Consider the following 22,947-nt stretch of genomic DNA (forward strand, 5'->3'; position numbering starts at 1 on the left):
ACGCCCTCCACGCGCGGCGATCGCCTGCGGGGAACCTGCCTTGCACGTCAAGCCTTCCCGGAGGATGGCCGTGCGTCGAGCCACTCCACGATATTGCGCACGGTGTCGCCATAGAACGTGCGATAGAGCTCGCGCGAAACGTAGCCGATATGCGGCGTGGCCAGCACGTTGGGCAGCGTGCGGAACGGATGGTTGGCATCGAGCGGCTCGCGGTCGTACACGTCGAGCGCGGCACCGGCCAGCCGCCCGGCCTCCAGCGCATCGACCAGCGCGGCTTCGTCCACAATCGGTCCGCGCGACGTGTTGATGAGCCGGCTCGTCGGCTTCATTTGCGCCAGCTCCGCGGCCCCGACGAGGTGGTGCGTACGCTCGCTCAGGCGGACGTGGATCGAGAGGAAATCGGATGTGGCGAAGAGCGTTGCCTTGTCGACCCGCTGCACGCCCTTTTCCTGAGCACGCTCCAGAGTCAGGTTCTCGCTCCACGCAATGACGTTCATCCGGAAAGCACGGCCAATCACGCCCACGGCAGAGCCTATCCGCCCTAGCCCCAGCAGGCCCAGCGTCTTGCCGGCCAGCTCGGTGCCGAGCGACACCTGCCAGCCGCCGCTTCGTAACGATTCGTTCTCCAGAGGGATATTGCGTGCCATCGCGAGAATGAGCGCCCACGTGAATTCGATGGTCGGCGTCGAGGAGTAGCCCGTGTGGCGCACCTCAATGCCATGCTCCGCGGCCGCCTCGAGGTCGATCGCGGCGTTGGCGGGTCCCGTCGATGCGATCAGCTTCAGGTTCGGCAGTTTCTCGATGAGCTCGCGCGACAGCTCGGTTCGCTCGCGCATCACGCACACCACGTCGAAGGGCTCGAGCCGTTTGGCGATTTCGTCGACTTCGAAAAGGTGGTCCGTAAAGACGGTAATTTCCGCACGCGCCTTGAGCGGCGACCAATCGGCCTCACGCAGCGCGATGTTCTGGTAGTCGTCAAGAATCGCAACCTTGACCGGGAGTGAATCGTCCATGGCGCAGCTTCTCCTTTTATGGTGTGCGCATCGTTGGAGCGGCGGAACTCGAGTGGGTCCGCGCGGGAACGCATGTGGGGCCGATTGCGGAACCTGTGCGTCATGTCCCGCGCACGCCCCGTTGCGCTGACATCACCTCATGCCGTTGTGGCAGCCAGCGCCGGATAGTCGGTGTAGCCGGCACTCGTCGCGCCATACACGTTGGGCCAGTCTAGCTCCGCTAGCGGCGCGACGTTCGCGAAGCGGGCCGGCAGATCCGGATTGGCGATGAAGGGGCGACCGAACGCGACCATATCCACGAGCCCCGCCTCGATCAAGCGGTTGCCGCGCGCGCGATCGATATCGACGTTCGCGATGATCTTGCCGCGATAGCGCTCGCGGAAATGCCTGAACATGCCGTCGCCGGCCAGTGCAGCAAGCGGTGTCGCCCGGAGATCGGCCATCGCGCCCATCAGCAGCAAGTGCGAGAGGTCGAATTCATCGAGACGGCCAATCACGTATTCGGCGGTCGCAAGCGTTTCGTCCGTGGAAACGAAAGCGCCCGTTTCCGATGTCGCCGGACCGGTCTTCACGCCAACGCGATGAGCGCCAACGGCATTGGCCACCGTTTCCAGCACTTCGAACAGCAAGCGCGCACGATTTTCCACTGAGCCACCATATTCGTCGGTACGCAGATTCGTGCGCACGTTCAGGAACTGGTTGAACAGATAGTGGTACCCGCCCTGAATCTGCACGCCGTCAAAACCGGCCTCGATGGCGCGGCGCGCAGCATGGCCGAAATCCGCAACCGTACGGCGGATCTCACCCTTCTCCATGGCGCGTGGAATCACAGTGTCTTTCTTGCCCTGCGCGGTCACGCTCTGCTGCCGCGGATTGACAGCCGAGGCGGAGGGCGGCGCTTTGCCGCCGTGGAAATCGGGGTGTCCGAGCGAGCCCGTATGCCAGAGCTGCGCAACGATCCGCCCGCCGGCCTCGTGAACCGCGTCCGTCGCCCCTCGCCAGCCACGCACCTGGGCGTCGCTCCACAGACCCGGCACGTCGGCCCAGCCCACCGCGTGCGGACTCACGAAAACCCCTTCGCTGATGATCAGCCCCGCCGACGCGCGCTGCGCGTAGTACTCGGCATGCAGACGGTTGGGCGCGAGTTCAGGGTTGGCCGCGCGCATGCGCGTGAGCGGCGCCATCACAATGCGGTTTCGCAGATCGAGGTCGCCCAGCCGGATTGGCGTGAGCAAGGGCTGGTTGCTTTCCGGATGCATGACTTTCCTTTCGTATGACATTGACGGGCTCACCCAATCACAATGGTGGTCGACATTGAGTTTAGGGGTGATCGCCTCGCAAAGTCAATGTCAGTCGACATTGTCTTTTCCGAATGCGGTGATAGAGATCGAGCCGGGCCAGCAGCGCCTGCCTACAGCAGCCCCAGCGCCGACGCCTTCAACGTCGCAGCGGCGCGCGTCGAGCATTCGAGCTTCCGAAACACGCTTTCCACGTGCGTGCGCACCGTGCTCGGGCTCAGGTCGAGCGCGCGCGCCGCTTCCTTGTTGCTGGCGCCGCGGCTGATCGCACGCAGCACGTCGGTCTCGCGCGCGGAGAGCCGGAGCGTCTGTTGCCGGATGCGTGTGGCGTGTGTGGCGCGTGGCGGGGCATCGCGCGCATCGATCAGCGCCTCGACGACTTCGGCGTCGAAGCGGCCTTGGTTCGCCTCGCTGCGCAGTCGTTGCGTCACTTCGCCGGGCGCTAGCGCGTCGCGCCAGGGCCGCTTTTCACCGAGCGCGACGAACGCAACCGCTGCACTCAGCATGCGCGCCTCGAGCGACAACGCCTGCCCGCTTGCACCACGGAAATAGCCGGAACCGTCGAGCCGCTCGTACGCATACGAAGCCAGTTCCGCCGCCTGCGCGAGCGTGCCGGTTTGCTTGCCGGCACGCGCGGTCCAGTACGGCACGAGGCGCACCTTTTCCCACTCCGCAGCGGAGAGGCGCCCTGGCGAATTCCAGATCGCATTCGGCACCGCGGCACGGCCGATGCCGTGAATCAGCGCCGCGGCGTAGACGCGTGCCTCGCTCGCTTCGTCGGCGCCGAGCCGCGCACTGCAGGCGGCCGCGGCGCTGGCGACCGCGCGCGAGTAGCCGGTCATCCACGGCAGCTTGAGGTCGATGACATCGGCAATCAGTTCGGTAGAAGTGGTTGCCAGCATCTGGGGCGTCTGAATCGACTCGTCGAGCCCGGCGGGCTCCCGCGTCGCCAGTCCCTCCAGCCAGTGTGCAGCATGCTTGGCCACGAGCGCGGCCAGATCCGCCGGGTAGCGCGTGCCGGCCTGAGCCGCGATCAGCGAGAGCGCCTGGGGCAAACCGTAGACGCGGCTGAGGATTTCCAGGTCGCCAGCCAACGACACCACGTAGACCGCGCGCGGCACCGCCGCGCCCGCGAGGCCGTCGGGCATGCCGCTGCCGTCCCACGCTTCGAAGATATGGCGCAGCGCCGCTTCGGTCTCTGTCGTCAGGTGCAGGATCCGCGCGACTTCGCCCGAGACCTCGCAGTGAATCTGCGCGAGCGGACGAATCGCGCCCTTAATTTCACCCTGAGTCGCACCTTCCAGGCCTTGCCGTTCAAGCGGCTGGGCCCAGCCCTGCCGCTGCGCCAGCATCGCCTCGCGGCCGGCCACATCGTCGCCGAGCATGTCGGCGAAGCCCGCTGCGTTCGCCGTGCAGCCCGACCAGCGCAGCAGCGCGGCTTGCGCGGACGTCGCGGCTAGCGCGTCGCCCTCGCCTGCCGCGAGGGCAAGCTGGGCGGCCAGCCAGGCCGTGCGCAGCGAATGATCGGTCGGCTGCCCCATGCTGAGGTCGCCAACGAACGCGAGCGCCCTGATGGCGTCGTATGCGCGAACCTGCGCGCGTTCAGCCGGTGTGTTTTCGTTCCCGTTCATGGATCCACCGAAACATGGCGAGCCTCATTGCCCGCGACTATAGCGCGGCAGGTGCGGCCGGGTCGGTCATTTATCCGATACCGGCGCCAGGCTGCCGCTGCGATCCTTCTTCCCACGCCAACGCCCGCCTGGGCGCCCGGCGCGAATCTTATGTAAGGGTCGCCATGAATCACCCGACAATCCATCCCGCCTGGGTGCGCATTTTCCATTGGGTCAATGCAGCCGCCGTCATCGTCATGTGCCTGAGCGGCTGGCAAGTGTACGACGCGTCGCCGGTCTTCCGGGGCATCGAGTTTCCGGCCTCCATCACGCTCGGCGGCTGGCTGGGCGGCGCACTGCTTTGGCACTTCGCGTTCATGTGGATCCTGGTCGCCAACTTTCTCGCTTACCTCGCGCTGAACGTCGCAACCGGACGGCTGCGCAAGAAGCTCTTTCCCGTCAGCATGCGGGCCCTCGCTTCCGACTTCGCGGCGGCCCTGCGCGGCCGGCTCGGTCACGCCGACCTCAGCCAGTACAACGCCGTGCAGAAGTTCGCCTATCTTGCCGTGCTCGCCGATATCGCGCTTCTGGTGCTCTCGGGCCTCGCGATCTGGAAGCCCGTGCAGTTCCCGGTCCTGCGCACGCTGATGGGCGGCTTCGACAACGCGCGCATCGTCCATTTCGTCGCCATGAGCGTGCTGGTCGGCTTTTTCGCGGTGCACGTCGTGATGGTCGCGCTGGTTCCGCGCACCCTGCTCACCATGATTCGAGGCCGCTAATCATGAATACTCCGAAACGTCATCGCGCACCCGATCCGGGGTACCAACCCGATGCGCAATCCATCATCAAGGACGCGCAAAAGGAACTCCAGTCGCCGCTGCGGCGTTTGTTCGGCAAGCGCATCTTGACGCTGGGCGGACTGATGCTGCTATCAGGCTGCGATCTCACGAACGACAAGTCGGTCAACACCCTGCTCCGCCGTGTGTCTTCGTTCAACGACGACGCGCAAGCCCTGCTCTTCGATCCGCGCAAGCTTGCGCCGACCTACCCCGAGTCGATGATCACGCGGCCGTTCCCCTTCAACGCGTACTACGACGTCGACCAGGTGCCGGACGTGGATGGACGGAGCTATCGCCTCGAACTCAACGGGCTCGTCAAGGGCAAACGCATCTGGACACTCGACGAGCTCCATGCACTGCCGCAGGAAAGCCAGGTGACGCGGCATATCTGCATTGAAGGATGGAGCGCGATCGGCAAGTGGGGCGGCGTGCGATTCGCCGACTTCCTTGCGCGAGCCGGCGCCGATACCACCGCGAAGTATGTCGCGCTGCATTGCGCGGACAACTACTGGACGAGCATCGACATGCCGACGGCACTGCATCCCCAGACGCAGCTCACGCTGACGTATGACGGCAGCGTCCTGCCCGCGAAGTACGGCTTCCCGATGAAGCTGCGTATCCCGACGAAGCTCGGATACAAGAACCCAAAACATATCGTTGCCATCACGGTGACCAACGCTTTCCCAAGCGGCTATTGGGAGAACCAGGGCTACAACTGGTTCGGCGGTTCCTGAGCCCTGCCCCCTGTGCCTATGAATTTTTCAACCGCAACCTACTCACTGGAGCACCCATGTCCATTCGACTCAAACTCGCTGTTTCCTTTGCCGCGCTGACACTCGCGGGCGCCGCACTCTCTCAATCCTCCGCCGACAAGCCCGAGCGCATCCGTGGCGAGATCGTCTCGCTTTCGGGCAACACCTTGAAGGTCCACCGCCACAGCGGCGAGACCGTGACGATCGACGTGGACCAGTCGGCCGGCGTGAACGCCGTGAAGGCCATCCAGCTTGCCGATATCAAGCCCGGCTCGTACGTTGGCGCGGCGGCCATGCCGGGACCGGACGGCAAGCTGACCGCGAAGGAAGTGCTAGTGTTCCCCGAAGCCGCGCGCGGCACGGGCGAAGGTCATTACGCGTGGGATCTCGGCGCGAACAGCACGATGACGAACGCCAACGTGGATACGGTCGTGCAAGGAACGAGCGGACGCGATCTCAAGCTTTCATACAAGGGCGGCAGCAACACCATCAACGTCCCGACCAATGTTCCGGTCGTGACGCTGATTCCGGCTACGCGCGCCGAATTGACGACTGGCAAGAAGGTCTTTGTCGTGGCCACGCCGGAGAAAAACGGCAGCTATGACGGTCACCTGGTCGTGGTTGAGAAGGACGGCGTGGCGCCGCCAATGTAAGTCCAGAATCGCCAGACAAAAACAATCGGCGGTTTTGTCCTCTATCGGTCGCTCCGCAGATGCTTCGTGGAGCAGACCGATCTCTTTTGCTGAATTCACGCATCCACGCGCGCTTCGCGCCGGACCGCCTGGGGCGGAACGCCAAACCCGCGCATGAAGGCTTCGCGCATGTGGCGTCGGTCGCGAAAGCCCGTTTCTCTCGCGATGACCTCGAGCGGATGACGGCTCTGCTCAATCATCAGCCGTGCAGCCTCGAGGCGCAGCCCCTCGATAGCCTTGGCCGGAGATTGCCCCGTCTCCAGCGTGAATACGCGGCTGAACTGGCGCGGGCTCAGATGGACGCTCTCCGCCAGTTCCTCCACCGTCAACGCGCGGCCCAGGTTCTGGCGCGCATAGTTCAGCGCATTCTGGATGCGATCGGACTTCGGCGCGAGATCGAGCATTTCCGAATGCTGCGACTGCCCGCCCGCGCGGCGCTGATGCATGACCAGCTTGTGCGCGACCGAACGCGCCGCGTCCGCACCCAGATCCTTCTCCACCATCGCCAGCGCGAGATCGAGGCCCGCCGTCATGCCGGCGGAGGTCCAGATGGGGCCGTCGACGATGTAGATCCGGTCTTCCTCCACGCGGATGTCCGCAAAGCGCTTCTGCATTTCGCGCCCGAACGCCCAGTGCGTCGTCGCGCGCCGGCCGGACAGCAAGCCCGCTTGCGCCAGCACGAACGCGCCGGTGCAGATGCCGGCGATGCGTCTCGCGCGGGCCCCCTTTTCGCGCAGGAAGGCAAGGATCTTGTCGGGTGCCGGCGAGGCGAGCGGATCGTTCACCCCGCCGACCAGCCAAGTGTCCACATCGATCTTGCCGCGCAGCGACCGCGTGCTTACCGCCATGCTCAGCGACGAGCGCACTTCGCCGCCGCTAACCGAGAAGTTTTCGAGCGCATAAAAGGGCTCGCCCGCGACCATGTTCGCGTACTCGAAGACGGCCTGCGGCGCGAGCGCCATGATCTGAAAGCCGTCGCTGATCAAAAAGCCGATCTTGTGCATGTCCGTTCTTCGCCTCGCAATGTCCTGAATCATACCCATCTGCGTCATTTCCGTCATGCCGCTTTGCAGCCAGAATGCACTCACCCAAACATCAACGCAGTTCGAAGCGGAGTGACATCATGGATCAGGCACACAAAGGTACGGCCCTCATTACGGGCGCATCGTCGGGCATTGGCGCGATCTATGCCGAGCGGCTCGCACGGCGCGGCTATGACGTGATTCTCGTGGCGCGCAACCGCGACCGCCTGCTCGCCCTTGCCGAGCGCATCACGAACGAGACGCACCAGAGCGTCGAAATCGTGGACGCGGATCTCGGCGACCGAGCCGCGCTTGCTGCCGTCGAAGCAAAGCTCAAGCAGGACGCCAGCATCACGCTGCTCGTCAACAACGCGGGCGTGGGCACGCATACGCCCCTGCTCGACAGCAACGTCGATGCGATGACGCGGTTGATCGATCTGAACGTTACCGCGCTCACCCGCCTCACGTACGCTGCGATTCCGGGCTTCGTTGCGCGCGGCAAGGGGGCCGTCATCAACATTTCCTCCATCGTGGCCATCTCGCCAGAAACGCTTAATGGCGTGTATGGCGGCAGCAAGGCTTTCGTGCTCGCCTTCAGCCAGTCGCTGCACCACGAGCTCGCCGGCAAGGGCGTGCAGGTGCAGGCCGTGCTGCCAGGAGCCACCGCCACCGACTTCTGGCAGACCGGTGGCCTTCCGGTCGAGCACCTGCCCGAGAGCATCGTCATGTCGGCCACCGACATGGTGGACGCGGCCTTGACGGGTTTCGACCGCGGCGAGCTCGTGACGATCCCCTCCCTGCATGCCGGTGAGGAATGGGAAGCGTTCGAAGCGGCGCGCCAGACGATGGCCCCGCATCTCTCGTCCAACGTTCCCGCGTCGCGCTATACGACGGGGCAATAACCGCAACGATGCATATCCTTAGGATAACGAACGCCTCCCCAACGGATACGCACGCGAGGAACACAGAATGAGCACACTACTTGAAGAGGCCGTGCGGGCGCACGGTGGGATCGAAAACTGGAGGAAGTTCGGCACCGTCTCGGCCGAACTCGACATCGGTGGCGCCATTTGGCACCTGAAGGGCCAGCCCGATATTTTCGAGGGCATCGAGCTGGCGGCGAACCTGCGTGACCAGTCCATGGCGATCGCGTCGCCGGCCGGCGGCTGGCGCGGCACCTACGCCCCGGACGTCGTGCGGATCGGCTCGCTGGACGGCCGCAACGTCGAGGAGCGCCACGCGCCGCGCGGGGCATATGAAGGCCAGACCCAGGAATCGCCGTGGGATCGCCTGCATGCGCTGTACTTTACCGGCTACGCCCTCTGGACTTATCTGACCATCCCGTTTCTCTACACGCTGCCCGGCTTCCATACGGAGGAGCTCCCCGCCTGGAAAGAGAACGGCGAAATCTGGCGGCGGCTGAAGGTCACATTCCCGGAATCGATTACCAGTCATGCGCGCGAGCAGATTTCGTATTTCGGCGAGGATGGCTTGCTGCGGCGCCACGACTACACGGTGGACGTGATGGGCGGCGCGCGGGGCGCGAACTACGCGTCGGACTATCGCAACGTGCGCGGCATCATGGTGCCGATGTCGCGCCGTGTCTACGCTTACGACGACGCGCAGCAAAAGGTCGACGAGCCGCTGCTCGTGTCCATCGATTTTCGCAGTATCGATTTCCAGAGCGAATAAGCCGGACGTATCAGCGAGGAGCACATGCATCGCCGGAGCTCAAAGGCGCTCCGGCGTGCTCGTCTATCTGGCCCAATTCGAGTCGAATAGTATTGACGACCTGAATCAGCCTGGGGCGCACTTCCTGAAAAAGACGCTCGGCAGATAGGTCCTGTGTCGCCCCGCCGACATTGACGACCATTACGGGCAGGCCTCTGCCCGGTCTGAAGGGCATGCCGATGCCACTCACGCCCTTCAGCCACTCGTCCACGGACGAGCAACATCCCGTTTCCGCGTACTCCGCGAGCGCCTTGTCGATGCCCCGCTTGACGGTCGGCCACGCCCCCTCGTCGAAAGAGCGGATCCGCTCCAGCAACTCCGCGCGCTCACCGGGTTCGATCGCGGCGAGATAAGCGCGGCCCATCGACGTGGTGGCGAGCGGGATGCGCGTCCCCACGTCCATATTGAGCGTCACAACGGAGTTGGCGCGACAGCACTCGAGGTGCAACATCGCCATTCGATCGCGTGTTGCCAGTGCCACCAGCGAGCCCACGTCGGCCGCGAGGTCCTGCATCAACGGACGGGCGATCTGCCGTACATCGAGCTTGACCAACATCGCGCTGCCAAGCGCAATAGCGCCCGCACCCAGGCGGTATTTGCCGGTTTCGGGCATCACATACAAGTAGCCGAGCTTCGTGAGCGTATACGTCAAGCGGGTGATGGTCGATCGCGGCAACTGGCACCGCTCCGCAATTTCATGATTGGCGAGGAACGTGTCGCCACTGCGAAAGCAGCGGAGCACGTCCAGCCCCCTCGCCAGCGCGGTCACAAAGTGCCGATCGCCGTCGCCGTCCGTCAATGCGTCGTTGTCGGACACCGGGCTATCGCTCGCGCGCTTCTCCGGGGAAGCGGTCCGCGTGTTCGAAGTCATATCACTCTTCCGAAAGAACTGAGCCAATATACAAGAGCAACTGGCCAGTCCGCTCGGCCCACGCTCCCGGAGAGCAGAAGCAAGCCGCCACCCGTTGAATGCCGGCAGCCGCTTCGCTCATCCCGGGGCGGAAAAATACCATACGGCCGGATGCAACGGATCAAAATCGCGGCACCCGGCTTTTGCCCACTTCCTCGCACGCTGCCAGAGCGTCGTTCAGCCTCGCGGCACTTCCGCCGATTTCATGGCCAGCTCCTTGAGTGCATTTTTCAGAATCTTTCCCGTGGGCGCCGCCGGCAGCTGTGCCATGAAGTGGATCTCGGCCGGGATTTTGTACGGCGACAATCGCGCCCGCAAATGGATTTTGAGTTCATCGGACGTCACCGTCACGCCGGGCGCCATTTCGACGAACGCGATGACCTCTTCGTTACCTTCGACCTCTCTGCCGACAACCGCAGACTGAACCACCGAGGCGTGGCTGTTCAGAGCCTGCTCCACTTCCGTGGGGTACACGTTGAAGCCCGAACGAATGATCAACTCCTTTTTGCGGCCCATGATGAAAACGCCGCCATCGGGCTCCTGCCGGCCGAGGTCCGCGGTATTGAACCAGCCCTCGGCATTGATGGCCTCGCGCGTCATCGCCTCGTTGCGGTAGTACCCCAACATGAGGTTCGGCCCGCGCACCCAGATCGCCCCCACTTCGCCAGGCACCACGTCTTTGCCATGGTCATCGACGATGCGCAACTCCACGCCTGGCACGGGCTTACCGACCGAGCAGTCGCGCCGCGGGTGGGAGAGCACCGTCTGCGTCACCGTCGGGGCCATCTCGGATAGCCCGTAGTTGTTTTGCAGCGCCATGCCAAACGCGCATTCCACGTCCTCTTTCAGTTTGGGCGTCAACGGAGAACCGGCCACACCGATGATGCGCAGACTATGCTTGCTGATATCGATACCCGTGCTGCGACACCAGTCAAGCAGCTTCGCAAACATCACGGGCACCCCAAGCAGGATGGTCAGACGCTCCTCCAGTATCGCGCTGGCAAGCGCTTGCGGTGAGAACCGGTCTTCGAGCAGCAACGTGCTGCCGCACGCGAGAGCCGCCACCAGGTTGCCGGACAGCCCCATGATGTGCGCCATGGGCAGCACGCCATATATCTTGTCCTGCGGCCCAAGACGGCGCACCGTGCGAATCACCTGCGCGATGTGCAGCATGTTGGCGTGACTGAGCATCACCGCCTTCGGCTGCCCGGAGGTGCCTGACGTGTAGATCATGACCGCCGTCTGCTTGCGTGGATCGTCGCAGGCCGGCTCGGCGACGGCCCGTTCATTGAGCGGTCCGATCGCCACCTCGCCGATGCCCGGCCATGATTCCGCAACCGCCCCATGACGGGCAGCATGCTCACCCGCATCCTTGCCAACCGTATGGGTATAAAACGCGCGCCGCGCGCCCGAATGATCGAGGAACGTTTCGATCTCTCGCGCCGAGAGACGGGCATTGAGCACCACGGCCCAGGCGTCGACCGCACTCAGCGCCATCACCAGGACGCCTGCGGCCACACAGTTCTCCGCAACGACCAGAACGCGATCACCGGGGCGAACGCCCAGCGCCATGAGCCGCTCGCTCACATGACGGATCGAAACATCGACTTCGCGGTACGTGAGGCGCCGCTCCTTGTCCTGCAAGGCAACGCCATCGGGACGCTGGCTGACCCACGGCTCGATGATTTGATGGATGCGCGAGTATTGCTCGCTCAACTGCCTGGCTTCTTGCATGACACGTCTCCGTATTGGGTGTCGGGTATCGATCGACAGCGTTCTGCTGTCATCGGAGCTGGCTGAATTGCGGTTTATGAAACTGCATTGCAGAATACATTTCCATGATGATCCATTGCCACCGCTTTACATAGACCCAAAACACTAGGGATTACGCCAATATTGACGCCACAGAAGTCAACGACATAGACTGATATGCAGTTTTTGATTCTGCAATGCAGTTTTAATGCCGAGACCACCACAGGATTCGACCCCACCATGCGAGAAGCCGTCATTGTTTCCACTGCACGCACGCCGATGAGCAAGTCCCATCGCGGCGAATTCAACGCTACGCCCGGCCCCAGCCTTGCTGCCCATGCGGTGCGGGCGGCGGTCGATCGCTCGGGGATCGATCCGGCTGTCATCGACGACGTCATCCTTGGCTGCGGCTATCCCGAAGGCATTGCCGGCGGCAACATCGCACGCCAGACGGTCATTCGCGCCGGATTGCCCATCTCCATTGCAGGCGTCACCGTCAGCCGCTTTTGCGCCTCGGGCCTGCAAGCCATTTCGGCAGCCGCGGGCCGCATCGTGGTCGATGGCGTTCAGGCCGTGGTAGCCGGCGGCGTCGAAAGCATCACGGGCCTTCGCTCACGGGAGAACGGGCTGCGTGAACGCGATCCGTGGATCGTCGAGCACAAGCCGGACCTGTACGTCACGATGATCGAAACGGGCGACACCGTCGCCGCGCGCTATGGCATTAGCCGTGAGGCTCAGGACCAGTTCTCGTTCGACAGCCAGCGCAAGACGGCCGAGGCGCAACGCGCCGGCCGGTTCGACGACGAGATCGTGCCGGTTACCACCACGATGGCGGTGCGAGACAAAGAGACGGGCGAGATCCGCTATCGATCGGCCACGCTCAGCGCCGACACGTGCAATCGCCCGGACACCACCCTTGAGGGTCTGGCGAAGCTGGAGCCGGTGAATGGGCCCGACAAGTTCGTGACCGCCGGTAACGCCTCGCAGCTCTCGGACGGGTCATCGGCCTGCGTGATGATGGAAGCGAAGGATGCGGAGCGCGCAAACCTCTCGCCGCTCGGCGTATTCCGGGGGATGGCGGTGGCCGCCTGCGAGCCCGATGAAATGGGCATTGGTCCCGTGTTCGCGGTACCCAAGCTCCTCAGGCAGCACGGTCTGAAGGTCGAGGACATCGACCTTTGGGAGCTCAACGAGGCCTTCGCGTCGCAGGCGCTCTATTGTCAGCAGCGTCTCGGCATCGCGCCCGGGAAGTTGAACGTCAATGGCGGCGCGATCTCGGTCGGCCACCCCTTCGGCATGACGGGCGCCCGCCTTGCCGGCCATGTTCTGCTGGAAGGCCGCCGTCGCCGTGCGAAGTACGCCGTCGTCACGATGTGCATTGCCGGCGGCATGGGTGCCGCGGGTCTGTTCGAAATCTACTGAGCGATCTGCCATCAACTTGGCGATCAGGATCATCATCTCAAACGTTACCTGTCACGCGGAGAATGAAATGTCGGACAAGAAAGCAATTCTGGTCATTGGCGCAGGCGATGCAACGGGCAGCGCGATCGCGCGCCGGTTCGCCCGCGAAGGGTATATCGCGTGCATGACGCGCCGCCAGGTGGACAAACTCGCACCGGTCGTCGAAGAGATCAAGGCGGCCGGCGGCGACGCGTACGCGTTCGGCACCGACGCACGCAAGGAAGAGGAAATGGTGGCGCTCATCGAGCAAATCGAACGCGACATTGCGCCCATCGAGGTTGCTGTCTTCAACATCGGCGCGAACGTCCAGTTCAGCATTACCGAAACCACCGCGCGCGTGTACTTCAAGGTGTGGGAAATGGCTTGCTTCAGCGGGTTTCTCATGGGCCGCGAAGTCGCCAAGGCCATGTTGCCGCGCGGACGCGGGACGATCATCTTCACGGGCGCCACGGCCAGCTTGCGCGGCCGTGCTGGCTATGCGGCGTTCTCGGGTGCCAAGCACGGACTCAGGGCGCTCGCCCAAAGCATGGCGCGAGAGTTGTGGCCCAAGGGCATTCATGTTGCGCATCCGATCATCGACGGCGCCATCGACACCGAATTCATCCAGAGCAACTTCCCGCAGCGTTACGCGCTCAAGGAACAGGACGGCATCGTCAATCCCAACTCCATTGCCGACGCCTACTACCAGATTCACATGCAGCCCCGCAATGCCTGGACTCACGAGACGGAACTGCGCCCGTGGATGGAGGCCTGGTAATCACGACGACAGAGATCTCCTGATATCCAGGCGGCACAGTCCGTTTTCAAACCACCGAAGCCTTGGCACCATTCCCTACGACTAGCTCATGACATCGTCTCGTGTCCAGTTCCTGTTCGACTTTGGCAGCCCGAATGCGTACTTCTGCCATAAGGTCATTCCGACCATCGCCGCCCGCACGGGTGTCGAGTTCGAATACGTGCCCATTCTATTGGGCGGTCTGTTCAAGCTGACCGGCAATCGCTCCCCTGCTGAAGCGTTCGCCGGCATCGTGAACAAAGTGGCTTACGAGAGGCTGGAAACTCAGCGTTTCATCGCCAAAAATAACATCGATGGCTATCGCCAGAATCCCTTTTGGCCGATCAACACCCTGCAAATCATGCGGGGCGCAATGGCGGCACAGCGTCAAGGATGCTTCATGCCATACGTGAACGCCGTCTATGCTCACGTGTGGGAGCAACAGCGCAACATGGAAGATCCCGAGATCATCGTGCAATCCCTGCAGGAAGCCGGCCTCGATGGCAAGGCAATCTACGCAGGCACGCAAGATCCCGAGGTGAAAGCCACGTTGCTGGCGAACACTCAAGCTGCCTTCGAGCGCGGAGCCTTTGGTTCGCCGACGTTTTTTGTGGGTGACGAGATTTTCTTCGGCAAAGACAGATTGCACGAAGTCGAAGAAGAGATCGTTCGAGTCGCCAGGCTGAAACAAGCAAGCTAGCGTCAGGATCCAGCCGACGGCAGCGAGGTTTCCGAAACGTTCGCCCCACTCCACCCCGTTCACGCGCTTTGACACGTGAACGGAACGCTTCGCATGACATGACTTCTATTTCCCTTTTCGGGAGGCCACTGTTTCCATGAAAACAAGAATCACCGAACTTTTTGGCATCGAGTATCCGATCATTCAAGGTGGGATGCACTACGTCGGACTCGCCGAACTGGCATCAGCCGTCTCCAACGCGGGCGGCCTGGGTATCCTGACCGCACTCACCCAGCCGACGCCCGATGCGCTGGCAGCCGAAATTCGCCGCTGCCGCTCGATGACGGACAAGCCATTCGGCGTGAATCTGACCTTCCTCCCTTCGCGCAATCCACCCGATTATCCCGGCTATGTCCGCGCCATCATCGAAGGTGGCGTGAAGGTTGTCGAAACCGCCGGCAACAATCCCGAAAAGTGGTTGCCCGCGCTTCGAGAGGCAGGCATCAAGGTCATCCACAAGTGCACCTCGGTGCGCCACGCGCTGAAAGCCGAGCGCATTGGCTGTGACGCCGTCAGCGTGGATGGCTTCGAGTGCGGTGGCCATCCAGGCGAGGACGACGTTCCGAACTTCATCCTGCTGCCGCGCGCGGCCGAAACGCTCAAGGTGCCGTTCGTCGCCTCGGGCGGAATGGGCAACGGCCGCTCACTGGTCGCCGCGCTCGCGCTCGGCGCGGAGGGCATCAATATGGGCACCCGGTTCGTGGCGACGCAAGAAGCGCCCGTTCATATCAACGTCAAACAGGCAATCGTCGCCGCGACGGAACTCGACACGCGCCTCGTCATGCGGCCGCTGCGCAACACCGAGCGGGTGCTGACCAATGCTGGCGTGGAGCGGCTTTTGGAGAAAGAAAGCCGCATGGGTAGTGCGATTACGTTCGCCGACATCGTAGAGGAAGTCGGTGGCGTGTACCCCCGCGTCATGGAAAACGGCGACATGGATGCGGGTGCATGGTCTTGCGGCATGGTCGCCGGCCTGATTCACGACATTCCGTCGGTCAAGGATCTGATCGAGCGAATCATGCGCGAAGCCAGGCAACTGGTATTGGAGCGGCTGAAGTCGATGCTTGCTCTTCAGTAGTGAGCGTCTCTGCTTGATGCATTGAACGAGCGGAGCTGCCGCTTCGTCCCGTTCAGTGTGTGAATCTATAAACCCTCGATATTCAATTCACAATTCTAATTGCTACTATTCCCCAGTACGTTATGTAGTCAAAACAAGAAGCACGAGGAAATATTGATGCGCGTGTTTGGCAGACTTGGGGGGCGATACTTTTGGCATTCGCTGGCCGTGCGCAGGCGCACCCTCTCAAAACCAGACCGCCTCTCAGTGCTGGCGCCAGACTCCGCGCTACGGCACCCAGCTCTCTCGTCACTCGGCGACCGAATTGGGACGACACGCCGATTGAGTCCGCACGCGTCGCACGGTGAAGAAATTGATCATGTTAATTGTGTTAATTAAGGAAATGCTGATCAAGTCGACCGTTCATGCGCCTTTGAAGTACTGGTCGAGCGCCAGTTTCGCGGCTTGATCAGCATAGCCCTAAGCGCAGGCACGAAAAAATGGAGCGACGCTCCATTTCGTCATATTTGATTGACTTAGATCCGCTTAATCAAGAAGCTGAAAATCAATCTAGTCAGACAGCCATCATCTCTTGACTTTTTAACTTCCCGGCCTAACCTTTTAGGCGACACAGCTTTCGGGTGTCACTCGTAGTAGTTTGTTGTGATGTTTGCGATAAGGAGTGAAGCATGTGCAAACTCACTAAAGTTGCTGTCGGTTCAGCATTTGTTGCATTTTCCTCTTTTTCCTTTGCGCAACATTCCCTCACTGGCTTTGCGTCAGTCTCCACAGGTGCAGCCTCCGCCAATGCTCAGACCGTTGGAGCCGGAACAACCAGCAGTTCCGTGCAATCATCGGGAACCACGGTCGCTAATTCGAGCTGCAATCCTCTATGTGGTTCAGCTAGCGCCACAGCAACTGCAACTAATAATGGTGTATTTTCGATTCATACGACTACAAGTGTTACGCCAGTATCATCGCCGTAAGGCTGTAAGGGCAGATGCTACTGATTTGATGGTGAGTGCTATGTTTGATGCTCACCATCAACTGTGAAGAAGTATGGCCTCGCCCCTGTTTCACGTTTCCCATAGCGAGGCCATCAGGCCGCTTGACCCGGGCCGGCATTGGTGTTTTGCGGGAAACCGTCATCAGCCCCGTGGCGATCTTGTGCATGAATTCGATGCCGCCGAGCAGGAGAACAGGATCCCCGAAAGCCTTTGCGGGGAGCGCTCCGCTCCGCCGCGATCTGTCTGTAGCCCTGCGAAACTCAACTCCGCGCGCAATTCGAGCGACCTCGAACCTTGCTTGTCTGCAATCGAATTGGCTTCGAGGATACACACTCGTGTTTCTTCGTAGTACGACGTTTCTCTGAAATTTTCTCCCATCTTTCGCCCACTACGGGCGCACCTTTGCCGTAAAGCGACCTCGCGACAGGGGTTAAGGTTCTCCAGCCGGGAGACCATGCGCCCAGTGCGCGCCCCATTCCTCGAGCGTCTCGTTGTTCACCGCCTGCGCGATGAGGCTCGTGGAGATCTGGCGCAGCCGCTCGTCGGTGTGTAGCTGCAATCGCATGGCATCGGCCGCGCTCGACGACATGTCGATCAGATCGAGGATCAGGGGTTCGAGTAGCGCGGTTCCGGCACGGCCAGCACGGTCGAATCAATCTAGAGCGGACGCCACCATGGCATCGAACAGGCTCCAGTTTTTCACGAAAACGTGACGCACAATACCCCTATAAAGATAACTTTTCTTATCATAAGGCATGTATTTATGACTTAAACTCGTGGGCATGAAAAACCGCCTCACCCACCCTCACGTTCCGCCTGGCGCCGAACCACCCGGTTTTCCCGATGCCGACGAACTCGCGATGCTGCGCGCGTGGTATGCCGGCCTGCCCGTACGCCAGGCGGTCGTTCGCTACCTGCCTTCCAGGCTCGGTGAGAACAAATCCGCGCGCGGCGTGCTCGGCGCGATCCGGCGCAGGCTGCTGGACATCGCGCGCGCGGCGCATCGTGACGATCTCGCTGCCCTGCTCGACCATCCCGCCGAGGAACGCGAGCGCCACGCGAAGGCCGTCGCGCAGTCCATCGATACCCTGCGCACCGCGCGCCCTCCGGAGCCCCAGATCGCCGACGACATCGCGCAGTGGTTCACGCCGCGCGCGGTTCGCGTGCTGCATGCGCACGGCATTACGACGCTGGCCGACCTCACCGTGCGCATCCCGCGCCGCCGCCAGTGGTGGAAAGCCGTGCCGGGACTCGGCATGGCGAGTGCCCGCGCCATCGAGGCGTTCTTCGCCGCCTGGCCCGCGCTCACGGAAAAGGCGCGCGCGCTCGTGGTCGCGGGCCAGCGCGGCCCGATGGACATGATGTGCGTGCCGTGGGAAGCGATCCGGGTGCCCCACGAGGTCGACGGCTCCGATGGCACCTTCCGCGCGCCGCCCGCCACCTGCACGCTCGACGCGTCCAATGACTACGAGGCCGTGCAGACCTGGCTCGCGCTGCACGAGTCACCCGCCACCCAGCGCACCTACCGGAAGGAAGCCGAGCGCCTGATCCTGTGGGCCATCGTCGAACGGGGCCGCGCGCTCTCGTCGCTCACCACGGAAGACGCCATCGCCTACCGCACCTTCCTGCGCCATCCGTCACCGCGCGGGCGCTGGGTGGGCCCCGTGCGTGCGCGCACCTCGCCGGACTGGCGGCCGTTCAACGGCAGCCTCTCGGCGCGCTCGGTCGCGCATGCCCTGTCGATCCTCGGCGCCCTGTTCCGCTGGCTCATCGAGCAGCGCTATGTGCTCGCGAATCCGTTCGCCGGTGTGAAGGTGCGCGGCGGCAACGCGGCATCGGCGCTCGATGCCTCGCACGCGTTCAGCGAGGGGGAATGGGCGCTCGTGCGCGCGATCGCGGACGGTCTGGAATGGTCGTACGGCTGGTCGGCCCCCGCCGCACGGCGCCTGCGCTTTCTGCTGGACTTCGCGTATGCGACCGGGCTGCGCGCAAGCGAGCTGGTCGGCGCGACGCTGGGCCATGTCGAAACGGATCCGCACGGCGATCACTGGCTGCGCGTGACGGGCAAGGGCAAGAAGCTGGCGCGCGTCGCGCTGCCGCCGCTCGCGTGGGACGCGCTGGCAAGCTACCTGGCCGGGCGCGAGCTGCCGGTGACGCCGGTGCGCTGGAATCCGTCCACGCCGGTCATCGGCAGCCTTGACGTGGACACCCGCGCCGGCAGCGACGCGGCGATCAGCGGCGTGCGCCTCTGGATGGTGATGCGGCGCTTCTTTTTGCTGGCCGCCGGCGCGATCGAGGCCGACCACGCGCCGCTTGCGCAAAAGCTGCGCCGCGCGAGCCCTCACTGGATGCGCCACACGCACGCGACGCACGCGCTGAGTCGCGGCGCGGAACTCACCACCGTGCGGGACAATCTGCGGCACGCCTCCGTATCCACGACTTCGCTCTACTTGCACAGCGACGAGGTCAAGCGCGCGCGGCAGATCGGCGAGGCTTTTGGGAGAACAAAGTGAGTTGCCGCACGGCTAGTTCGGTACGGGCGGCCAGGCTCGGCCAGATCGGCGCCAGTTACGCACGGCGGCGGCACATTCGACGTATCGGCCAAAATTGGCGAGAATGCCCCGCAGCGCCGTTTATCAGACGCACTCCGCCCCCGGAGTCGCTGCTCAATCTGGAAAGCACCATGAAATTGAAACGCCTCTTGCTCGCTGCGCTCGCGGCCACTTCGTTCGTGACCTGCGCACATGCGCAAAGCAGCGTGTCCGACGCGCTCACGACACCCGCTGGCACCCTGCAATTCGTGCGCGACGACCGCGATTACCTGGCTCTGCTCGACAAGCAAATTTTCGATCGTTTCGGCGCGAAGACGCTCGAGCACTTCGATGACGTGGGCCACGGCGGCGGCACCATCACGCGCATGCTCGTGCAGACCGCTTACGGCCCCGTGCTCTACGATTTTCGCAGCCGTCCGCCGCTGGTGAAGCGCGCGAACGTGCGCATGACGGTCAAGCGCGTGTACTGGCAACCCGATGAAGTCGTGATGCAAGGCCCGGACGGCTGGTTCCGCTTCAAGGACGGCACGCTGACGAAGCTGCAATCTTCGACCACGACGTACCACTGAGCGCGCGCGTACGCCTCTGCCTCGCCATGGAGCGGCAGTGGAGGCATCGCGTTCTCGCCGCTTTCCAGCCGCCGTCGAACGGACTAGCATATTAATTCTCGCGTCGAAGGAGGTGACCATGGCTACGTTTGCTGTCGACGGGGTGCGTATCAGCGCGTCAACGGATCGGGTGACGCACGTGCGCTGGGCGCCAATTGACCCTCATTCCCATGACTGGCTCTCGCCGCCCAGGATCTCGGAAGTGGCGGATGTCGCGCACGATATTCGCCTGGGCGCGGTGGTGTATTCCGTTTTCACGCTGGGCGGCATGAAATTCCTTGGGCCAAAGATCAAGACGGTTCCTCACCCGAATGGGGTTGACGGAATCGATATGGAAGTCCCGGATGGCAGCGTCGAAAAATCGATGGACGACCTGCCCCGCGTCTAGCGAAAACCGTATGCGTTCCCGCGCGACATTTCCGGCCTGGCTGGCGCTCGTCGCCCCCTCGTGAGAGATGGCCACCGCCCAGGCGCCGGAAGGTTGCCATGACACACATACGCACCGAGCGTCTTGCCCTGCCCGTCGCCCGCCTGGGTCCGGCCAACCCGTTGCCGATTTTCCGCTGGCAACAGCCCACGGCGGCGAATCCCGCGCCGCCCGCCAACAATCTGGGCGCGGACGAACGCAAACATGCGTTCGTCTGGGGCGAGGCATCGATACTGCCTTACCGTGTCCAGGACGATTACGACCGTCACTTGCAGCCGGGCCTTCTCGATGCAGTCGTGCTCGACAATGGCTTGATGCGCGCCACCGTGCTCCCGGGACTCGGCGGGCGCCTCGCTTCGCTCATCGATCTGAGCAACGGGGCGGAACTCCTGTTTCGCAACCCGGTGTTTCAACCCGCGAATCTGGCCGCGCTCAATGCGTGGTTTTCCGGCGGCATCGAATGGAATGGCTTGATTCCCGGGCATACGCCTTTTACTTGCGCAGCGGTTTTCTGCAGCGTCGTCGAAACCGACGAAGGCCCGTTCCTGCGGCTCCATGAATTCGACCGAGTCCGCGAGGCCAGTTGGCAAGTCGATCTCTTCCTGCCGCACGGCGAAAGCCGCCTTTACGTACACGGCCGCATCGTCAACCCCAATCCCGCCGAGATTGCCTGCTATTGGTGGACCAACGCCGCGGTTCCGTATCGGCCCGGCATGCGCGTGCTCGCGCCCGCCGATTACGGCATCGAACACGTGTTGCCGGACAATCATCTCGAGCGGTTCGCGCTGGACGCCCATGGTTTCGACGCCAGCTATCCGGCGCGATGGAATGCCGCCACGTCGGTGTTCTTCCGCAAGCCCGATGCGGACCGGCTCTGGATCGCCGCGCTCGACGGCGAGGGGCGCGGCATTCTGCAAACCGCGACCTCCGGGATGCGCGGACGCAAGATGTTTTTCTTCGGCACCGGCGCCGGCGGACGACACTGGATGGAGGTGCTCGGGCGGCCCGGCGACACGGAGTATGTCGAGATCCAGGCCGGTATCGCGCCAACGCAGGATCAGGAGTTCATGCTGCCCGGCGGCGGCGCGCTCGAATGGACCGAGTGCTGGATGCCGTTCGCGCTCGACGCCCGGGCCGCGCACGATCCGGGCTGGCATGCCGCCTGCTCGGCGGTCCGCAGCGCGCTCGACGCGCAACTTCCGGCGCACAAGCTTGCCTCGCGCGACGCGCGCATGCGGGTTCACGCGTCGAAGCCGGTGTCGCGCCGGCTGCATCGCGGCGCGGTCTGGGGGCATCTGCACGAAGTCCTGACTGGGCGGCCCGTTGCATCGGGGCTCGATTTCGACGCGCCGCCGGATGTCGCGCGTCCATGGGCAGAGCTTGCGGCGACCGGCCGGTTCTCTGCCGAGTCGCTCGCGGCTCCGCCCGAGATCTGGGTTGCGGGCGACCTATGGCAGCAGGCGTTGCTCGATTCGTCGGCGAAACATGGCGAGACCTGGCTGCATGCGCTCGCGCTCGGCATCATCGCACTCGATCGCGGCCATACGGCGCCTGCCCATGCTTTTTTCAAGCGTGCACACGCGTTGCGGCCCAATGCGCTCTCGCTGCGCAACCTCGCATTGTCCGAGGCCAACGTGCAAGCGGCCGAGCGGCTCTATCTGAGCGCGTGGGATGCGCCCGATGCGCCGCCCCAACTCGCCACCGAAATCGCCGAATGGCTGTTGCGGCACGACCGGATCGCCGCGCTTAGGCGTTTCCTCTCCGGGTTGGGTCCGGACGCCGAACGCCACGAGCGCATCCGGCTGATACGCGCGCGGCTCGCTTTGCTCGATGGGAATCTCGACCTTGCCGAACATTGGCTCGACTACGAATTCGCGACGATCCGCGAAGGCGAAACGGCGCTCGACGAGATTTGGTCTGCACTCCAGATCACGCGCGCAAGCCGGCGTCTTGGCCACACGCTGAGCCCCGACGAAGAACGCGCGGTGCTCGTCGCGGCCCCGCTTCCATACCGGCTCGATTTCCGCATGGTGCGCGATCCGCGAGCCGGCTAAGGCGGCGCTCACGTGGGCCATTATCCCGCCGCGAATCAGGGCCACAAAATCGGCCACCAATCTACCACCTGCCGGGCGCCCTGCAATCAGGCGCCGCGAACCGATAAAATCGGGGTTTGCGCGCGCCGGCGCACACGCTGCGAATGTCCAGCCGCCCGGCGCTGCGACCCTGATTCCAACTCAACGCATCGCGCCATGGCCCGCATCGAGCTCCATTTTCCCGAAGACCAGTATTACTATTCGACGCACCTCACGGTGCGCGTCACCGACATCAACTCGGCGAACCACCTCGCGAACGACTCGATGATCTCGATGATTTCGGAGGCGCGGGCGCGCTTCCTCTTCGATGCCGGCGTCGAAGACATGAAGGACGCCCACACCAGCATCATCGTCACGGACCTCGCAACCACTTATCGCGCCGAAGCCTACGCGCGCGACCAGCTATGCTTCGAAGTGGGGATCATGGATTTCAACAAATACGGCGGCGACATTATTTTCCGCATTACGCGACCCTCGGATGGCGCGCTCGTCGCGATGGCAAAGTCGGGGTTTGTTTTCTTCGACTACGAGGCGAAAAAAGTCGTGCCGATGCCGCCGGCATTCCGCGCGAAATTCCCGAACGTCAACTCGGTCGCCTGAAGCGCCGCG

General features: G+C 63.3%; 21 protein-coding genes. 14 read left to right on the forward strand and 7 right to left on the reverse strand.

Annotation, left to right across the window (positions count from 1 at the left end; genetic code table 11):
* Positions 1-47 precede the first annotated feature (47 nt).
* The 3 genes from BO1_RS03405 to BO1_RS03415 form a co-directional block, all read right to left on the reverse strand.
* Positions 48-1,013 (reverse strand): D-2-hydroxyacid dehydrogenase family protein, encoded by a 966-nt coding sequence (locus BO1_RS03405; protein WP_028216350.1) that lies wholly within the window; start codon positions 1,011-1,013, stop codon positions 48-50.
* 137 nt (positions 1,014-1,150) lie between these two features.
* Complete coding sequence (locus BO1_RS03410) at positions 1,151-2,272, reverse strand: alkene reductase (protein ID WP_028216351.1); 1,122 nt, start codon at positions 2,270-2,272, stop codon at positions 1,151-1,153.
* A 152-nt stretch (positions 2,273-2,424) separates the two neighbouring features.
* Entirely contained in the window at positions 2,425-3,942 is a 1,518-nt protein-coding gene (locus tag BO1_RS03415; protein WP_028216352.1) for an HD domain-containing phosphohydrolase, read from the reverse strand.
* Between the two features lie 164 nt (positions 3,943-4,106).
* Here BO1_RS03415 and BO1_RS03420 point away from each other — a divergent pair, with 164 nt between their 5' ends.
* From BO1_RS03420 to BO1_RS03430, 3 genes are read left to right on the forward strand one after another with little or no spacing between them, the layout of a single operon-like run.
* Positions 4,107-4,700, forward strand: coding sequence for a cytochrome b/b6 domain-containing protein (locus BO1_RS03420; protein WP_028216353.1), 594 nt, complete (start codon positions 4,107-4,109; stop codon positions 4,698-4,700).
* A gap of 2 nt (positions 4,701-4,702) precedes the next feature.
* Positions 4,703-5,494: a molybdopterin-dependent oxidoreductase gene (locus BO1_RS03425; RefSeq protein ID WP_028216354.1), complete on the forward strand. Its 792-nt coding sequence runs from the start codon at positions 4,703-4,705 to the stop codon at positions 5,492-5,494.
* Positions 5,495-5,550: 56 nt separating this feature from the next.
* Positions 5,551-6,165 (forward strand): hypothetical protein, encoded by a 615-nt coding sequence (locus BO1_RS03430; RefSeq protein WP_028216355.1) that lies wholly within the window; start codon positions 5,551-5,553, stop codon positions 6,163-6,165.
* Between the two features lie 95 nt (positions 6,166-6,260).
* Here the strand turns inward: BO1_RS03430 and BO1_RS03435 are convergent, their stop codons facing one another.
* A complete protein-coding gene (locus tag BO1_RS03435) occupies positions 6,261-7,208 on the reverse strand; it encodes a GlxA family transcriptional regulator (protein ID WP_028216356.1) in 948 nt (315 codons plus the stop codon).
* Positions 7,209-7,327: 119 nt separating this feature from the next.
* On the opposite strand from BO1_RS03435, the gene BO1_RS03440 reads away from it, so the two are divergent.
* Both BO1_RS03440 and BO1_RS03445 read left to right on the forward strand, forming a co-directional pair.
* The gene (locus BO1_RS03440; protein WP_028216357.1) at positions 7,328-8,128 is read left to right on the forward strand and encodes an SDR family NAD(P)-dependent oxidoreductase; all 801 of its coding nucleotides are present in this window, start codon (positions 7,328-7,330) and stop codon (positions 8,126-8,128) included.
* 67 nt (positions 8,129-8,195) lie between these two features.
* Positions 8,196-8,918 (forward strand): hypothetical protein, encoded by a 723-nt coding sequence (locus BO1_RS03445; RefSeq protein ID WP_028216358.1) that lies wholly within the window; start codon positions 8,196-8,198, stop codon positions 8,916-8,918.
* Positions 8,919-8,928: 10 nt separating this feature from the next.
* Here BO1_RS03445 and BO1_RS49515 read toward each other — a convergent pair whose 3' ends face one another.
* On the reverse strand, positions 8,929-9,828 hold the full coding sequence (locus tag BO1_RS49515; protein ID WP_084687749.1) for an IclR family transcriptional regulator: 900 nt from the start codon (positions 9,826-9,828) through the stop codon (positions 8,929-8,931).
* 216 nt (positions 9,829-10,044) lie between these two features.
* Complete coding sequence (locus BO1_RS03455; RefSeq protein ID WP_028216359.1) at positions 10,045-11,601, reverse strand: class I adenylate-forming enzyme family protein; 1,557 nt, start codon at positions 11,599-11,601, stop codon at positions 10,045-10,047.
* A gap of 258 nt (positions 11,602-11,859) precedes the next feature.
* Here BO1_RS03455 and BO1_RS03460 point away from each other — a divergent pair, with 258 nt between their 5' ends.
* The 4 genes from BO1_RS03460 (at position 11,860) to BO1_RS03475 (ending at position 15,672) form a co-directional block, all read left to right on the forward strand.
* Complete coding sequence (locus BO1_RS03460) at positions 11,860-13,041, forward strand: acetyl-CoA C-acyltransferase (RefSeq protein WP_028216360.1); 1,182 nt, start codon at positions 11,860-11,862, stop codon at positions 13,039-13,041.
* 67 nt (positions 13,042-13,108) lie between these two features.
* Complete coding sequence (locus BO1_RS03465) at positions 13,109-13,837, forward strand: SDR family oxidoreductase (protein ID WP_028216361.1); 729 nt, start codon at positions 13,109-13,111, stop codon at positions 13,835-13,837.
* Between the two features lie 88 nt (positions 13,838-13,925).
* A complete protein-coding gene (locus BO1_RS03470; RefSeq protein ID WP_028216362.1) occupies positions 13,926-14,555 on the forward strand; it encodes a 2-hydroxychromene-2-carboxylate isomerase in 630 nt (209 codons plus the stop codon).
* A 136-nt stretch (positions 14,556-14,691) separates the two neighbouring features.
* On the forward strand, positions 14,692-15,672 hold the full coding sequence (locus BO1_RS03475; RefSeq protein ID WP_028216363.1) for an NAD(P)H-dependent flavin oxidoreductase: 981 nt from the start codon (positions 14,692-14,694) through the stop codon (positions 15,670-15,672).
* 1,416 nt (positions 15,673-17,088) lie between these two features.
* Here the strand turns inward: BO1_RS03475 and BO1_RS58800 are convergent.
* Positions 17,089-17,247: a hypothetical protein gene (locus BO1_RS58800; RefSeq protein WP_156992096.1), complete on the reverse strand. Its 159-nt coding sequence runs from the start codon at positions 17,245-17,247 to the stop codon at positions 17,089-17,091.
* Positions 17,248-17,440: 193 nt separating this feature from the next.
* On the opposite strand from BO1_RS58800, the gene BO1_RS03490 reads away from it, so the two are divergent.
* The 5 genes from BO1_RS03490 (at position 17,441) to BO1_RS03510 (ending at position 22,938) form a co-directional block, all read left to right on the forward strand.
* Complete coding sequence (locus BO1_RS03490; RefSeq protein WP_028216365.1) at positions 17,441-19,171, forward strand: site-specific integrase; 1,731 nt, start codon at positions 17,441-17,443, stop codon at positions 19,169-19,171.
* A 176-nt stretch (positions 19,172-19,347) separates the two neighbouring features.
* Positions 19,348-19,779: a hypothetical protein gene (locus BO1_RS03495; protein WP_028216366.1), complete on the forward strand. Its 432-nt coding sequence runs from the start codon at positions 19,348-19,350 to the stop codon at positions 19,777-19,779.
* A gap of 118 nt (positions 19,780-19,897) precedes the next feature.
* Positions 19,898-20,206, forward strand: a complete 309-nt coding sequence (locus BO1_RS03500; protein WP_028216367.1) for a hypothetical protein — start codon at positions 19,898-19,900, stop codon at positions 20,204-20,206.
* Between the two features lie 98 nt (positions 20,207-20,304).
* On the forward strand, positions 20,305-22,299 hold the full coding sequence (locus BO1_RS03505) for a DUF5107 domain-containing protein (RefSeq protein WP_028216368.1): 1,995 nt from the start codon (positions 20,305-20,307) through the stop codon (positions 22,297-22,299).
* A gap of 195 nt (positions 22,300-22,494) precedes the next feature.
* Complete coding sequence (locus tag BO1_RS03510) at positions 22,495-22,938, forward strand: thioesterase family protein (protein ID WP_028216369.1); 444 nt, start codon at positions 22,495-22,497, stop codon at positions 22,936-22,938.
* Positions 22,939-22,947 lie beyond the last annotated feature (9 nt).

The sequence above is a fragment of the Paraburkholderia oxyphila NBRC 105797 genome (assembly GCF_000685075.1).
In the GTDB taxonomy this organism is placed as follows: Bacteria; Pseudomonadota; Gammaproteobacteria; order Burkholderiales; family Burkholderiaceae; genus Paraburkholderia; species Paraburkholderia oxyphila.